Source organism: Flexivirga caeni (genome assembly GCF_003724155.1).
Classification (GTDB): Bacteria; Actinomycetota; Actinomycetes; order Actinomycetales; family Dermatophilaceae; genus Flexivirga; species Flexivirga caeni.
Genome location: NZ_RJJQ01000015.1, coordinates 118,280 through 131,773, shown reverse-complemented (window position 1 = coordinate 131,773; position 13,494 = coordinate 118,280). Strand labels below are relative to the sequence as shown.

Annotated in this window: 20 protein-coding genes and 1 pseudogene; 13 read left to right on the top strand and 8 right to left on the bottom strand. The window is 60.1% G+C overall.

What is annotated here, in order from left to right:
- The first annotated feature begins 200 nt into the window (after positions 1–200).
- On the top strand, positions 201–815 hold the full coding sequence (locus EFY87_RS14285) for a uridine kinase family protein (RefSeq protein WP_148043353.1): 615 nt from the start codon (positions 201–203) through the stop codon (positions 813–815).
- Positions 816–870: 55 nt separating this feature from the next.
- Here the strand turns inward: EFY87_RS14285 and EFY87_RS14280 are convergent, their stop codons facing one another.
- The gene (locus tag EFY87_RS14280; RefSeq protein ID WP_220093641.1) at positions 871–1,536 is read right to left on the bottom strand and encodes a nucleoside/nucleotide kinase family protein; all 666 of its coding nucleotides are present in this window, start codon (positions 1,534–1,536) and stop codon (positions 871–873) included.
- Positions 1,537–1,846: 310 nt separating this feature from the next.
- Here EFY87_RS14280 and EFY87_RS14275 point away from each other — a divergent pair, with 310 nt between their 5' ends.
- The 6 genes and pseudogenes from EFY87_RS14275 to EFY87_RS14250 all read left to right on the top strand — a co-directional run bounded on the left by EFY87_RS14275 (position 1,847) and on the right by EFY87_RS14250 (position 4,093).
- Positions 1,847–2,134 (top strand): hypothetical protein, encoded by a 288-nt coding sequence (locus EFY87_RS14275; protein ID WP_123272154.1) that lies wholly within the window; start codon positions 1,847–1,849, stop codon positions 2,132–2,134.
- Positions 2,131–3,114, top strand: coding sequence for a zeta toxin family protein (locus EFY87_RS14270; protein WP_123272153.1), 984 nt, complete (start codon positions 2,131–2,133; stop codon positions 3,112–3,114). Before EFY87_RS14275 ends, EFY87_RS14270 begins: the two co-directional genes overlap by 4 nt.
- Positions 3,104–3,301, top strand: a complete 198-nt coding sequence (locus tag EFY87_RS21190; RefSeq protein WP_158607651.1) for a recombinase family protein — start codon at positions 3,104–3,106, stop codon at positions 3,299–3,301. Before EFY87_RS14270 ends, EFY87_RS21190 begins: the two co-directional genes overlap by 11 nt.
- Before the next feature lies 1 nt (position 3,302).
- Positions 3,303–3,503 (top strand): annotated as a pseudogene (locus EFY87_RS21385) (recombinase family protein); the annotation flags it as partial.
- Positions 3,463–3,678, top strand: coding sequence for a helix-turn-helix domain-containing protein (locus tag EFY87_RS21380; protein ID WP_425459367.1), 216 nt, complete (start codon positions 3,463–3,465; stop codon positions 3,676–3,678). The pseudogene EFY87_RS21385 and the gene EFY87_RS21380, both read left to right, overlap by 41 nt.
- A gap of 151 nt (positions 3,679–3,829) precedes the next feature.
- On the top strand, positions 3,830–4,093 hold the full coding sequence (locus EFY87_RS14250) for a helix-turn-helix domain-containing protein (protein WP_123272150.1): 264 nt from the start codon (positions 3,830–3,832) through the stop codon (positions 4,091–4,093).
- Here EFY87_RS14250 and EFY87_RS20070 read toward each other — a convergent pair.
- Genes EFY87_RS20070 through EFY87_RS14235 form a run of 3 tightly spaced genes read right to left on the bottom strand, consistent with a single transcriptional unit; the run spans position 4,090 to position 5,760 of the window.
- On the bottom strand, positions 4,090–4,524 hold the full coding sequence (locus EFY87_RS20070) for a hypothetical protein (protein WP_148043351.1): 435 nt from the start codon (positions 4,522–4,524) through the stop codon (positions 4,090–4,092). The two genes, EFY87_RS14250 and EFY87_RS20070, sit on opposite strands and share 4 nt — an antisense overlap.
- Before the next feature lie 16 nt (positions 4,525–4,540).
- Positions 4,541–5,485 (bottom strand): hypothetical protein, encoded by a 945-nt coding sequence (locus EFY87_RS20065; RefSeq protein ID WP_148043350.1) that lies wholly within the window; start codon positions 5,483–5,485, stop codon positions 4,541–4,543.
- A gap of 2 nt (positions 5,486–5,487) precedes the next feature.
- A complete protein-coding gene (locus EFY87_RS14235; RefSeq protein WP_123272147.1) occupies positions 5,488–5,760 on the bottom strand; it encodes a SinR family protein in 273 nt (90 codons plus the stop codon).
- A gap of 298 nt (positions 5,761–6,058) precedes the next feature.
- Between EFY87_RS14235 and EFY87_RS14230 the strand changes: the two genes are divergently transcribed.
- Positions 6,059–6,322 (top strand): helix-turn-helix domain-containing protein, encoded by a 264-nt coding sequence (locus tag EFY87_RS14230; protein WP_158607649.1) that lies wholly within the window; start codon positions 6,059–6,061, stop codon positions 6,320–6,322.
- Between the two features lie 31 nt (positions 6,323–6,353).
- Here the strand turns inward: EFY87_RS14230 and EFY87_RS14225 are convergent, their stop codons facing one another.
- Entirely contained in the window at positions 6,354–7,067 is a 714-nt protein-coding gene (locus tag EFY87_RS14225) for a M15 family metallopeptidase (RefSeq protein ID WP_158607648.1), read from the bottom strand.
- Between the two features lie 245 nt (positions 7,068–7,312).
- Between EFY87_RS14225 and EFY87_RS21185 the strand changes: the two genes are divergently transcribed.
- Complete coding sequence (locus tag EFY87_RS21185; protein ID WP_123272144.1) at positions 7,313–7,594, top strand: helix-turn-helix domain-containing protein; 282 nt, start codon at positions 7,313–7,315, stop codon at positions 7,592–7,594.
- Positions 7,488–8,318: a sce7726 family protein gene (locus EFY87_RS21375; RefSeq protein WP_425459366.1), complete on the top strand. Its 831-nt coding sequence runs from the start codon at positions 7,488–7,490 to the stop codon at positions 8,316–8,318. The genes EFY87_RS21185 and EFY87_RS21375 overlap by 107 nt, the downstream gene beginning before the upstream one ends.
- On the opposite strand, the gene EFY87_RS14210 is transcribed toward EFY87_RS21375, so the two are convergent.
- Positions 8,200–9,204, bottom strand: a complete 1,005-nt coding sequence (locus tag EFY87_RS14210) for a beta family protein (protein WP_158607645.1) — start codon at positions 9,202–9,204, stop codon at positions 8,200–8,202. The genes EFY87_RS21375 and EFY87_RS14210 overlap by 119 nt on opposite strands.
- Positions 9,205–9,396: 192 nt before the next feature.
- On the opposite strand from EFY87_RS14210, the gene EFY87_RS14205 reads away from it, so the two are divergent.
- Together EFY87_RS14205 and EFY87_RS14200 are read left to right on the top strand one after the other, a co-directional pair.
- On the top strand, positions 9,397–10,347 hold the full coding sequence (locus tag EFY87_RS14205; protein ID WP_220093640.1) for a NaeI family type II restriction endonuclease: 951 nt from the start codon (positions 9,397–9,399) through the stop codon (positions 10,345–10,347).
- Positions 10,348–10,372: 25 nt separating this feature from the next.
- Complete coding sequence (locus EFY87_RS14200) at positions 10,373–11,206, top strand: HNH endonuclease (protein ID WP_220093639.1); 834 nt, start codon at positions 10,373–10,375, stop codon at positions 11,204–11,206.
- On the opposite strand, the gene EFY87_RS14195 is transcribed toward EFY87_RS14200, so the two are convergent.
- The gene (locus tag EFY87_RS14195; protein WP_123272140.1) at positions 11,183–12,169 is read right to left on the bottom strand and encodes a DNA cytosine methyltransferase; all 987 of its coding nucleotides are present in this window, start codon (positions 12,167–12,169) and stop codon (positions 11,183–11,185) included. The two genes, EFY87_RS14200 and EFY87_RS14195, sit on opposite strands and share 24 nt — an antisense overlap.
- 36 nt (positions 12,170–12,205) lie before the next feature.
- Between EFY87_RS14195 and EFY87_RS14190 the strand changes: the two genes are divergently transcribed.
- Positions 12,206–12,745: a very short patch repair endonuclease gene (locus EFY87_RS14190; RefSeq protein WP_123272139.1), complete on the top strand. Its 540-nt coding sequence runs from the start codon at positions 12,206–12,208 to the stop codon at positions 12,743–12,745.
- A gap of 75 nt (positions 12,746–12,820) precedes the next feature.
- Here the strand turns inward: EFY87_RS14190 and EFY87_RS14185 are convergent, their stop codons facing one another.
- Entirely contained in the window at positions 12,821–13,297 is a 477-nt protein-coding gene (locus tag EFY87_RS14185) for an NUDIX domain-containing protein (RefSeq protein WP_123272138.1), read from the bottom strand.
- Between the last annotated feature and the right edge of the window lie 197 nt (positions 13,298–13,494).

Below are 13,494 nucleotides of genomic sequence, written 5' to 3'. Positions count from 1 at the left end.
GGCAGATCCCACGGCCATCACCGGGCAATTCTCGTGACCGTCACCGGGCAGGTCTCACGACCGCCCCTGGGCAGAAATCACTGGCCCTTGACACTCGGCGGCCTCGCGAAATTCAGCGGCGGTCGGGGGGCGGGGGGTGATCTCTTTACGCTGGCGACCGGAGCGTCGGGTCGCGGCGCGGTGAGAGGAAGGTCAGCGTGATGGATCACAGTCTGTCGATACCATCGCTCGCGCAGCGGATTACTGAAGCCGATCGGGTACTCGTGGGCATCGACGGGGCGGGTGCTACGGGCAAAAGCACCCTGGCCGCGCTGCTCGCGGAGCAGATCCCTGACGCACACGTTGTCCACGTTGATGACTTCTACCTTCCGACAGTTCGTCACGGTGAACTTGAGGGGGCCGTTGGCGCGTTGTTTGATCTTCCGCGGCTGCGCACGGAGGTTCTCCAGCCTGCCCGCGAAGGTCGTGCCATTCAGTACCGCCGATACGACTGGCCGACAGACGCGCTGGCTGAGTTGATCGAGATTCCGGCCGGTGCACCGGTCATCGTGGAAGGCGTGTACTGCCTCGATGACGTAATGCGCGATGCCTACAGCTGCTCCATCTGGTGTCACGCACCGTACGAGCTGCGGCTCTCACGGGGACTTGACCGTGACGGCGAAGACGCACGAGAGCAGTGGGTCGAGGTATGGATGCCTTTGGAAGAGCAGTACGCACAACTCCAACACCCAGACGACAACGCGGATCTGGTGCTGGACAGCGCGCACGGGCTCAGCGGGACCGTGTTCACCGTCGTCGCAGATCGTCGGGACTGATCGAGCGAGGCTGCCCGTTTGACGATCACTTACTGACGTCTACTTGACCGACGGCTCAGCAACCGGTCTGGCCGGCGGCACGGATCTGCCAGCTCGGGCGCCGAAAGTCATCGTTGTTGACAAGGACGTCGGCCGTAGCGGCAGGCCGTGCCTCTGCGAAGTACAGCTCTTGCGCCGGGAGATACCGCTTGGTCCACCGCCGCGCGATCGCGGCTTGGGAGGCAATCGCGCGTTCCCGCTGTTGCGCCCTGACGATCGTGGTCGCAAAGGACGTCTGAACGAAGACGGTCAGATCCCAGCGGCTGCGTAGCTCTGGGCGCATCAGGAAAACACCATCAAAGATCAAGAGCGCGTCGTCCGCGGCAACGATCGGGTGGCTGGGCAGAGGTTGATCAGCAAACGCGTCGAACGCCGCCAGCTGGATCCTGCGATCACCACCAGGACCAAGAGGATCCAGCAGCATCCGGCACAACGCCGCATGATCATGAGCGTCCCGGTAACAGCCCTCGCCTGACAGCTCACCTCGCGCATATCGGCGATCGCGCGGAACCAGAAAATCATCAATCGTCGCCCGCAGGACCGGTCGACCCCGGTGCCCCAACACCGCGGCGAGTTCATCGGCCAGAGTTGTCTTGCCAGAAGCCGGCGGACCATCCACGGCAACGCGCAACGAACGATCAGCCGATCGTGAACCCACGAACTCGGCTACACCGGCCAGCATCGCCGACCTCGATCCCTGCCGCATTCGCCCGCCATCGCTCGGTGTGGAACAAATACCCACGTTCAACCTAGCGGTCGCCACCGTCACCTACTTCCCGCGGGGACAGTCTCATTAGACGATCCGCTACTGACACGCAGCGGCGCCGCTCGGAGGTTTACGGCCAGTCGCCGGCTCCTCATCGACGCCCCCGACATCCGCGGTCGATGCCCTGGCGATAAAGCATGGCCGAAACATAATTGACCGGTAAGGCGGAGCGGATCCTTTTCGGCCACTCCTGGTAGCATTGGGGATATCACAGGAGGTATACGAGATGACGAACCTGCACACGAAGACTGCAGCACGTCCGCTGGAGGAGCTCGAGACCTCGGTGTTGTTCGATGTGGCGAGCCAGGCCGCGACCGAACTGGGCGGCACCTACATCTGGTTGGAAGATCACGCCTGCGACGTGCAGGAAGCGCATCGGTGGCGCGACGCGGACTCTCAGCTGCAGCTGGAGCGTCGAGCCCTGCACCCGGACGATCGAACGAGCGTCATCGCGGCAGTGCGTCGCTGGGGGAGTGAGCGACGCCGCCTCGATGAACAGCACGGGCTGCGGTGAGTTCACCGTTCTATCCCGATCAGCAGTGGCTACATGACCGTTGGACCAGGACGGTCCGCGATCGTGTCTTCGAAGGTGCTACGGCGTCTTCCGCGCCCGTGGTGGTGCTACTGGGCGGACAACCGGGCGCCGGCAAGACCGCCGCCGCCGGCCGAGCCAGCCAGCTGCATCCGGGCCAACAGCCGATCGTCCTCGAGGGCGATGACTACCGCCGCTTCCACCCTGACTACAAGCAGCTGGTGCGTGACGATCCGCTGCGCATGCCCGAGGTCACGCAGAGCGTGTCCGGTCCCATGGTCGCGGCCGCGGTCGACCACGCCCAGCGAGAACGAATCAGTGTCGTGCTCGAGGGCACGTTCCGGGATCCGGCAATGGTGACTGACACCGCGGCCGAGTTCCACCGCGCAGGGTTCGCGGTGGATGCCGTGGTGGTGGCTGTGCCACCGGTGCAGTCATTGATCTCGACCGTCGACCGGTACGTCAGTTCCGTGGAGAACGACCAGGACGGTCGCTGGACTCCGGTCGCTGCGCACGATGCGGCCCTGGCTGGTATGCCGGCAACGGTGCAGGCACTTGGCGAAAGCGAGTACGTCGACCAGGTCACGATCATGGCCCGCGACGGCTCGATCCTCCAGGACCTGACAGGGCCGGCGACAGTAGAGCGAGGCCGCGCCGCCGGCCGAGCGGTCATCGACGAGCAGCGTCGGCCGCTGACGTCGCCGGAGCGCAGCGCCTGGCTACAGCTGCACGATCGCCTCGAGCAGTCTTTCCGTGATGTGCCGGCACTGCACCGGATCCGCAACGAGCCCGAGGTGCGTCGCAGCTGGGAGCAACTCGACCAAGCACGCGCCTACGTGATCGCGACGACGGGTAGCACAGCGACTGACCGTCCTGGGCCGGTTAGAGAAGCCGCGCCGCAGCTGGGTTCCCACCTGGCGCGCACCATGCGCCGAGAACAGGGGAGCGGCTGTGAACGCTGAGCGCCAGGCGGTTGTCGGGTACGCACGGGTCTCGACCGACAAACAACGGCACGACCTGCAAATGGACGCCCTCGCCAAACTCCACCCGGTTCGGGTCTTCACGGAGAAGGCCTCCACCCGAAAGCAGCGGCCAGAGTTCGAAGCAATGCTCGACTACGTGCGCGCCGGCGACCAAGTCGCCGTCTAAGCTGGACCGTCTCGGTAGGTCCCTCAGCGAGATCCTGCGCACCGTCGAGATCCTCGACGAGCGCGGCGTGCAGCTGCTGCTGCTGACGGAGAAGATCGATACCACGACGGTCTCCGGCAAGCTCATGCTCCACATCATGGCCGCGTTCGCCGAGGCCGAGCGTGACCTCATCTCCGAACGCACCAAGGCCGGCCTCGAGGCCGCCGCTGCGCGCTGGCCGCCGGCCAGGTCGACCGACCGTGGTCAGCCCGGAGAAGCGAGACCAGATCCGAGAGATGCACGCCAATGGCCACTCGATCTCGGTGATAGCCCGCACGTTCACCGTCGGCCGAGCCACCGTGCGCCGGGTCTTGGAGCCGTCCGCCCCCGCGGAGTAACTCGTCTTACGAGGCGTTTCCCGCGTTCGTGAACGCGGCGGCAAGCACACGGGAGTGTCATACCCCGAACGCGCAAGTACGCAGCACTGTGTACCGATCGGACACAAAATCGCCTCCGTTACAGAGGCGATTTATGGTAATGATAATCATTATGGTCGCCCTCTCTGGTCTGAACATCAACCGCGAGGATTTCGCATCGACGCCGGTCAGGGCGCAGATTCCGCGTCCGGTCGCGGACAATCGCGGTCGACGGCGCCTGCGTGAAGCGGACAAGGACGAGATCGTTCGCCGCTACGTTGCCGGTGAGGATGCCCGAACCGTGGCTGAGGAGCTTGGTTTCGCCAAGTCGACGGTGCTCCGAATCCTGCGCCAGCGTGGGGTCGAGGTACGGCCGTGGGGTGTGCGCTACCGCTAGACAGCGGAGACCTCGTCGTGCTCGTTGTTTTGCTCTTGCTCTACCGCGGTCATGACCTGCTCGAAGATCACCTGGGCAATGCGCTCAACATCCAGTTCGGGTCGAGCCAGACCTTGGACCCGCAGCCGACGTGGCGCATCTGCCGGTGTCCGCACGGCCGCGCCGGGTGCTGGCTGAGCTTCCTCTATTGCGCGACCCAAGCGTTGGTACGCACGGCCTGCTCGTTGTGGCAGCGACGGTTCAGCTTCAGAGATCCAGCGCCGATGGGCTAAGTGTCGAGCGTCCGGCTCGTCGATGGCCGGCGAGAAGTAGCGATGAAGCGCCAGCTGGTCACGATACGACACGAGCGAGAGCGTCTGCGGATGCGTGACCCACAGCTCGCGAAGTTTATGGTGAATGTGGAGGTAGGTGTGATTGGTGAGTCTTGGCATACAGCCAAGTGTGAGGCTAAATGTCTGAAATATCTGAGGTGGCCGCCTGTCGTGCTGCCCAGGCGTCGAAGTCAAAATCACTGCGCGCAAGAGATATTCCTGTGTCAACGACAAATTTGAAACAACGGACGAAAACTTCCTCGTTGTAGGTCACGCCCTCGTGTTTATTCAGGAATGCATTCCCGCCTATTGCGTATGACGCGGACGGCGCGTGCACGTTGAAGTATGCATACTCGATCATGTTAACTCCGAGCGCAGAGTAACGCACCCAGCCATCGAGATTCTGAAGCCACTCATCAAACTTTTCCGCGACCTTACCCCACTGCTTAATATCACGACCAGTTGGATAGAATGATGGTTTAGTAGTGAAGACGCTCTTGCCTGGATACCAAGACTTTCGGCCAGTGAAGTCCTTAGTAATGACGTCGAACGCCAGACGCAATTTTTCCATTGCTTCGTCAGCCTTTTCGGAGTTCCATAGCGTCTGAGCTTCGGACAGTAGTTTCTGAGCTTCTTCGCTTCTTAGGAAAAGGAGGAGACTTACATCGTCGAGGCTGATGTCGAATACTTGGTCGACTAATTCCTGCACAAGGCTCTTGGCACGGTCCACATGTCGCACGATCGCAGACGCCTCGGGAACATTTCCATGATGTTTGAAGCTGACGCGTGCAGTGTTCATTGCAGCGATTGCGGGCCGATGCTTGCGAAGTTCGTCTGCGTCCTGCCCGTGCGCCACGGCGGCATCGAAAATTTGCAGAAAGTCTGCACGTGCCTTCAGATCTCCACCTTTTGCCTGCACCACCAGCGCGAGCACGGATTCGACGCTGTCCTGCGCGGCGCTGAGAGCGAGCGCATTCAGTGGCGTCACCAATTGGGATTGCTGCTGCGCAACCAGGAGCTGATACTTGACGAGGCTAAGCCATTCTGCATCAGATGTAGATAGACTAGTTGGGACGGTCATGGTTAGAAGTTGTCCTTCAGCCACTTGCTGCCACGCTCGTTAAAGCCGCGCCATGCGACAGCGTCACCACTCACGTTGATGACTAGCAGCTCGTCGTTACTATCGATGTGCCGTGCCAAACGATCGCGCACTTCCTTGGCGCTCGAAGACGTCTTGACCAACCAGGTGCTATCGAGATGATGCCACCATGAGCCGAGCGCTTTGATGCTCGCGATGAGGTCGTCATAGTCTTGACCCTGCCTATTCAGGTCGTAGCCGATTAGTATTGTGTTCAATTTGAGTACCCTCCCTTTTAAACGTGTCTCTGCTATCAATATAGAGCGTCACAAGCCAATTGACAATACATAATTTGATTGTATAACCATAAGCAGGATGTCATGTCATCGGTACATCCCACCTCAAGAAGCCGCCTGTGGAAAACCATGTACCGATGAAACCAAGTGAATGGGTTTGAACCGACGCTTACAGAGGTGATGGCATCACACCACTGACGCACGAGTGCGCGGAATCATGTACCGATCGGACACAAAATCGCCTCCGTTACAGAGGCGATTTATGGTAATGATAATCATTATGGTCGCCCTCTCTGGTCTGAACATCAACCCCGAGGATTTGGCATCGACGCCGGTCAGAGCGCCACTTCCGCGTCCGGTCGCGGACACCCGTGGCCGGCGTCGCCTGCGTGAGGCGGACAAGGATGAGATCGTGCACCGCTACACGTCGGGCGAGGATGCTCGGACCGTGGCTGAAGAGCTCGGCTTCGCGAAGTCCACGGTTCTGCGGATCCTGCGCCAACGTGGCGTCGAGGTCCGACCGTGGGGAGTGCGCTATCGCTAGGCCATAGTCTTCTCGTGCTTGTGTGACCTCGCTAGATATCGACCGGACTGTAAAAGCTACAAGGTTCTCCATAGAACCACGCCCAAGTCTGATCGCCATAGGAAAAGTGCCACCATTCGAATGCAACACTTGCGAGCTTCTGCTCCAACATCGTTGAGAGAAGCAGCATCCTATTAGCCTTTTGCTCAGGGCTAATTTGGTCATAATGCAAGTATGAAATCTCGTCATCAACATTCATAGCGCTGCCGAAATCAACCAGCTTGTTGCTGTCGATGTCAAACAGTTCGACATCGATCGCCGCACCGCAGCAATGCGGTGGTTGCGAGATGTCCGGATCACTCACGAAGGTACGCGCGTGTTTGAGCGCTTCCTGGTCGGTAGCGTCTGGATGATCATCCTTGTAATCTTGCGCGCATTCTCGTAGCAGGCGACGCTGAATCGCTAACGGTCTGTGGCCAGCTCTCACAACGAGCTTATATTTGTCATCGAGCGACTCCGCAGCCCGCTCGATTCTTTGCAACAATTGAGACCGTACATAGATGTCGTCGTACGCCGGATGTTCTGCAATGTAATCGGCGTACATGCTGCCTTCAAAATCATCTTCTAGCATCCATACCGGACTAACCATAATCTTGTCAGACGACTCTACTTTCACGAGTGGGTCGCCGCGCCCATCAAAGCCGATTTTCGTGTAATCAATACGCTCTGTGCTTTTAGATCGCTCAATTCTATCGGCAATATCCATATTATTACTGTACCACGTATGAAACGGACTCATACATGGTATATGCATTGGAGCAGGTGGTGTATTTCACTTCATCGGTACATCCGACCTCAAGAAGCAGACTCGGGAAAACTATGTACCGATGAACCCAAGTGAACGGGTTTGAACCGACGCTTACAGAGGTGATGGAGTCACACCACTGACGCACGAGTGCGCGGAATCAGTACTGATCGGACACAAAATCGCCTCCGTTACAGAGGCGATTTATGGTAATGATAATCATTATGGTCGCCCTCTCTGGTCTGAACATCAACCGCGAGGATTTGGCATCGACGCCGGTCAGGGCACCTCTTCCGCGTCCGGTCGCGGACACTCGTGGCCGACGTCGCCTACGTGAGGCAGACAAGGATGAGATCGTTCGCCGCTACACGTCGGGCGAGGATGCTCGGACCGTGGCGGAAGAGCTTGGCTTCGCCAAGTCGACCGTGCTGCGAATTCTGCGCCAGCGCGGGATCGAGGTCCGGCCGTGGGGAGTGCGGTATCGGTGAGCGCTGCCGCAGCGACGACCACAGGATGTCAATGCATCGCGCCGAGTGCTCTCCGACTAGCATCATCCTCATGATCGCGGTGACCGAGGATGAGATCCGGTCGGTTGTCCATGACACAGTTGCTTGTGACGACGCTTCGAGGCTCGTTGTCGATGAGTTCGTCATTGGTGAGCGTGGGCGCATTGATATTGCGGTAATCGGTGACCACCTCGTTGGCTATGAATTGAAGAGCGATCGAGACACGCTCACGAGGCTACCTCGCCAGATGGACGTATTTGGTGACGTATTCGATTTCTGCGTATTGGTAGTGACGACGCGACACTTGTCCAAGGCGCGACAAATTCTGAAGCGCGGATGGGGTCTGGCTGTTGTTGATCGGACGCCCGATGATGGGCTCTCCTATCAACAAGTGCGACAAGCAAACCAGCGACGTTCTGTTGACACTGTTGCGCTGGCCCTTCTTTTATGGCGGGACGAGCTTTTGCATGCTCTCGACGCTCTCGGACAAGCAGGCGGCTATCGTGGCCTCACGCGAAACGAGCTTGCGAAACACCTAGCTGATGTTACTGAGCGAGATCAGTTGAGGTCGATCGTAACGACCGCTCTCACGGAACGCCAAGGCTGGCGAGTCGCGAAAGAACCAGGTGAAGGTGACGGGACATGCCCGCGCGCAGGTGTGTCGTCGCGTTTCCTGGCCCGGAGGTTTCTGTCGCAACGTCGTTGATCTGCTGATCACCCGGGCTGAAAGCAGCGCCTGAGTAGTAAGGTGCAGCCACAAGGGCACGTGCCAGCGCCCGATACTGCGGGGAAGGATTGGCACGCTCGCGGCCCCGATGGATATACCACTCTGCGTCGGAGGCGTACCGTATGTTTGGGATCGGCGTGAAGGCGACGTCGCTGTAGGTTGGTACTCCGATCGCGTAGTCGCCGTAGACCAATGGAAGCTTTGCCGCCCGTCGAACAGCGGTAAATGCTGCTGCGTCGATACGCGGGATAGCTACGACGGTGTTCTTTGGGACAACGTTGCCAATAGCCTCCGGAAACGCTGAGAACGCTACTACGATTGTTCGCCAGTTCGTATGTGGTAGCTCGTTGATTGCCTGGAGAGCGACGGCTGACTGTATCGTCGCTGAGCCGGTCAGTAGACCAGCGTCCAGTACCAGATCCACTTCAGACTCGGGCATACCTACCGCGGAGAGTGTGGCTGTGATGTCCGCGGTGCTATCAATGCTCTCGTCGATTAGCTCTTCGACATCGATGCGAAGGACTACGCCTCGACTGTCCGTCGCAGCGATCCGAGAAAAAGCCGCCAACGTGGCGGGTTCTTCGGTGCTGGTCAAGACGGGAACGGCCCGAAAGTCAGAGCGCAACGAGTTGAACATGTCGGTCAGTGCTGTTGCAAACGCCGCGTCGTCGGCCCCATCAGCGTTGAGGGCCTGTATCCACACGACGTCGTCCGGATGCTTCCACGCTCGTGTGAGCTGCGCCGCCACACTTGCCGGATCGAGGAATTCCAGGAGAGGTACGAGTTTGTCTGCTGGAGTCCCAGAGACCGCGTCGAGTTCTGCGCGCTTGCCCTTCAGAATTGGGACGTAGGCGTCGGCTGGCAAGGGGATCCGATGAGCAACCATAAGCCACTCTTGCATATCAGGATGTAGCTTTCGAAACCGCGGCGGAGGTGTGTCGCTGCGACGCCCTCTTCGTGTTGTGTAGCGACGACCGACGGACGCATCCGTCTGGTGGATGTATCAGGCCTGCATCTGATGATGCTGAGGAACAGCGAGCGGATACCCTTCATTCCCGTGTCCGACAACAGCCATCAGATGCCAGATACCGCGTTGCAGCACGTCCTCGCTCGCTGGCGACAAGCGGATCCCACCAACGATCGCGCTGCCGCCGTGGTGCGCGAGACGTTCGACCAGCTCTACGACGGCCAGCACACCGGCCGGTATCGCTGGGATCAGCTATACAAGACGGAGAAGACGCACTTCGGCACGCTGCTGGAGATCAACCTGCGCCGGGAGTTCAGAGACGTCATCGACGATGGCGTCCTGCTCGACTACCGGATCGTCGGCTTCGACATCGACTGCAAGTACTCGCAGAAGGACGGCGGCTGGATGATTCCGCCTGAAGCGTTCGGCGAACTGCTGCTCGTCGGCACGGCCGACGACGCGGCAGGCACCTGGAGTCTTGGCATGGTGCGTGCCTCTGAGGATCACCTGCGGAGCAGCCGGAACCGCGACAACAAAACGCAACTGAACCCTGCTGGTCGCCAGGCAATCCGGTGGCTGGCGCGCGATGCAGCGCTTCCGCCGAACGTCCTGCTGGCGCTGCCGCGGGACACCATCGACCGGATCTTCGCACCACGGAGTGGCCAGGCGCGCCTCAACGAGCTTCTGCGACTGGCAACCAACCGCAGAATTGGTCGCAACACCATCGCCACGGTTGCTCAGCAAGACGATTACATGAAGCGTGTCCGTAGTAATGGAGGTTCTCGTAGCGCGCTCGCGGTCGAGGGATACGTGATTCCAGGGGGCGACTACGAAGTGCATCGTGAACTCGCCCGTAGCCTTGGGGCGGCAGTGCCAGCGCCAGGCGAGGTTGTCAGTCTCCGGATCGTTCCGGCTGACCCGGGAGACTCCAATGTTGTCGAGCTTGATGGCAAGTACTGGCGCCTAGCCCGCGATGACGAGCCCATCACAGTGCCAGCACCTCTGCTGCCAGATACCAGGCGTCAGAAGCCGATCTCGTAGTGGCTGCCGGCTAGCGTCCGAGCTTGTGGAGTCTCGTCCGTTACCCGAACCTGACAGCGAAGAGCTGGCCGCACTCGTCGGCTCGACCTCACAACGCCTGCTGTATGGGTTGCTCTATCGCCGACGGAGTAATCCGCCGACCATGGTGGAGTTGCGCCTCTTTGCGGCGCAGGCACTTGGTGAAGATCAGTCGCAGACCGACCGCCGAGTCCGCGAGCTTCGTCGCTACTTTGATGTTGCGGCCGAGCGCATTGACGGCGAGCATCGTTACATCCTGCGCGGTTGGGCCAAGCATCCTGCTGCGGATGGCGCCCCGATTAGCCTGCGTCGGCGTGCCGAGGTGCTGGCGCCGCAGCGCTGCGCCATGTGCGGCAAGACACCTCTCGAGCACCACGTGACTTTGGTGGTCGACCACCGCATCCCGCAATCATGGGGCGGCTCGAACGACGTCGACAACCTCCAGCCGCTCTGCGAAGACTGCAATGCCGGCAAGCGCGACTACTTCCATAGCTTCGAAGCGCATGCCGAAGAGATTCGTAAGGCGATCAGCTATGACGAACCGCAGCGGCGGATCGGTGCGTTGTTGGCCGCGTTCAAGGGCGAATGGGTGCGCGGCGACCTCATCGGCATCGTGGCAAGTGCCAAGGAGTATCAGGAAGACTGGCAGCGTCGTCTGCGCGACCTCCGCTTCTTCGGCTGGAAGATCGAACACCAGAATCGCTACAACGAGGGCGCTCGAGTGCGGGCATATTATCGAGCAACGGTCGTGACGGAACTGCCGGAGAACATTCCTACAGCGATCCGGGCCGAAGAAGCACGGCGCCGCCGGGCTCGGTCAGCCAGCACTCTCGAGGACTGACCGCACCGGCGTCTCGGCATCAGCCGCGGCGCGTGCTGCGACGATCGCTTCTCTGATCGCACCTCCGACGGCCTCGGCGACCGGAGGTGGAAAGGCGTTTCCCACCTGCCGATAGCTAGCGGTCTTACGCCCGGAGAACTTCCACTCCGGTGGAAAGCCCTGGACGATTGCAGCCATCTGCACCGTCAGCCGCGGCGTGCAGGTCTCAGGGATGTCGGCTGACGGCGCAGCGTCAGCCAGACCCTTGCCGTCGACACCGAGCCGGAGCCAGCCTTCGCGTGCGCGCGTTGGTCCGAGGTCGGGACCACCGTGCTTGCGTGATCCGCCGACGAGTGTCGGCCCGATGCCGTTGGCACGCTTCGCCCACGCCTTGGCGCCCTTCCAGCCGTTCGCTGCCATGAGCTTCCCGAGCTTCTGCCCGACGGTAGGCGGCTCATTCTTCTTCGTCGGCCAGACGAAGTGAGCGAACGCTTCCGGACGCAGTGCGACCAGGATGAAGCGCGGACGGAGCTGCGGCACGCCGAAGTCGCTGGCGTTCAGGAGCTTCCAATCAGCTTCGTAACCCAGCTCAGCGAGCCGATCGAGGATCTGCTGCCGGTAGTCATCGAACTTCGCCGAGGCAAGCCCGCGAACGTTCTCGAGCATGACGGCTTCAGGCTGGCACTCTTCGGCGAGGCGGAGCGCCTGCGGGAACAGATCGCGTTCGTCGTCGGAGCCGAGCTGCTTGCCGGCGATCGAGAACGGCGGGCATGGCACGCCGCCTGCGAGCAGCGTCACGCCTTCGAACTCGGTGCCGTCGAGGTCGTGGACGTCCTCCTCGAGTACCTTCCAGTCTGGTCGGTTCAGGCGGAGGGTCTCGCAGGCATCTGGATCGATCTCCAGCGCAGCGAGGTGGCGAAAGTTGGCTGCTTCCAGCCCAATCGATTGTCCACCGGCCCCCGCACAGATCTCCAGGCACGTCATCTCAGGCATACTGACCTCCGACTCTGGTGACTCGTCATGAGCACCACTTGTTCGAACACTTGTCAGAGTGATCATGTTCGAACGCGTGTCGGGACGGCGAGAGGACATGGCCACGCTGTGGACGATACAGGGGAGCACCCACGGGATGTGGATGCGGCACGCCCAGCGCACGGGATTGACCCTACCTCCGAGGGTCGCCGTCGTAACATGCGCGCCATCCGTCGCACCGGTACCAAGCCTGAGTTGGCGCTGCGGTCAGCACTCCACCGCGCTGGGTATCGGTTTCGCAAAGATCTGCTGATCCGGACGGAGAGCGGCGTCCGAGCGCGGCCCGACATCGTGTTCACCAAGCAGCGCGTGGCCGTCTTTGTTGATGGCTGCTTCTGGCATGGCTGCCCGGAGCATGGTGGCTCACCGCGAAGGAACACCGCGTACTGGGGGCCGAAACTGAGGCGCAACATTGAGAGAGATGAAGACCAGGTGACAGCACTCACTAGCGATGGGTGGACCGTACTTCGAATCTGGGAGCATGTACCCACAGATCAGGCGGTGGCCGACATCACCAAGCTTTTGTAAGTGCTCAGCCCTCACTCAAAGGGGCGATGCCATCAGCACGGGGGGTCGTACCTGTCGTGCTCGCGCCGAATTAGCTTACTGCGCATTACGGATTCTTACCCAGCGCTTGATCGCTTCAGAGTACTCCGCTGGCATCGTGACATCATCGAGTTGCGCCAACTTGACCCATCCCGCAATCTTGACTTCTGGATCAGCGTTCGGATGTGGCTTTCTACCTTTCTTTTCAGCCAGATCAACGCCATAAGCGACGACAAAGACGTGCCGGTGAGGGAATATTTCGTACACCCACGTATGGACTGGAAGTCCTGCACATACCGCCACGCCCGTTTCTTCGGAAAGCTCCCTCACGACGCAGTCTTCCGGTCGCTCACCCAATTCAAGCTTCCCACCGGGAAGTTCTAGCTCACCCCGATCGTTGCCAACGAGAAGAACCTCATCATCGTAAATTACAATTCCCTTAACCGAAACGGGTAGAACGTACTCAAACCAATCACCGCTTGGATGTTTGATGAGGTAGGGGTGGCTTTCATCTTGCGCAATGCGTGAATACATCAGACCATCCTCCTAGTAGACCCGCGCATGCAGCACCGCAGCATCGTCGGCTCGTTTGTATAAGGCATCCTCTCGAGTAAGCACTTCGTGCTCTCGGAGCAATGCTACAGCTCGGTAAGAGCCTTCATTTACGACAAGATCAAATAGTTCACATGTCGTGAGAATATCATAGACATCCACTAACCGCATTAGGCCAT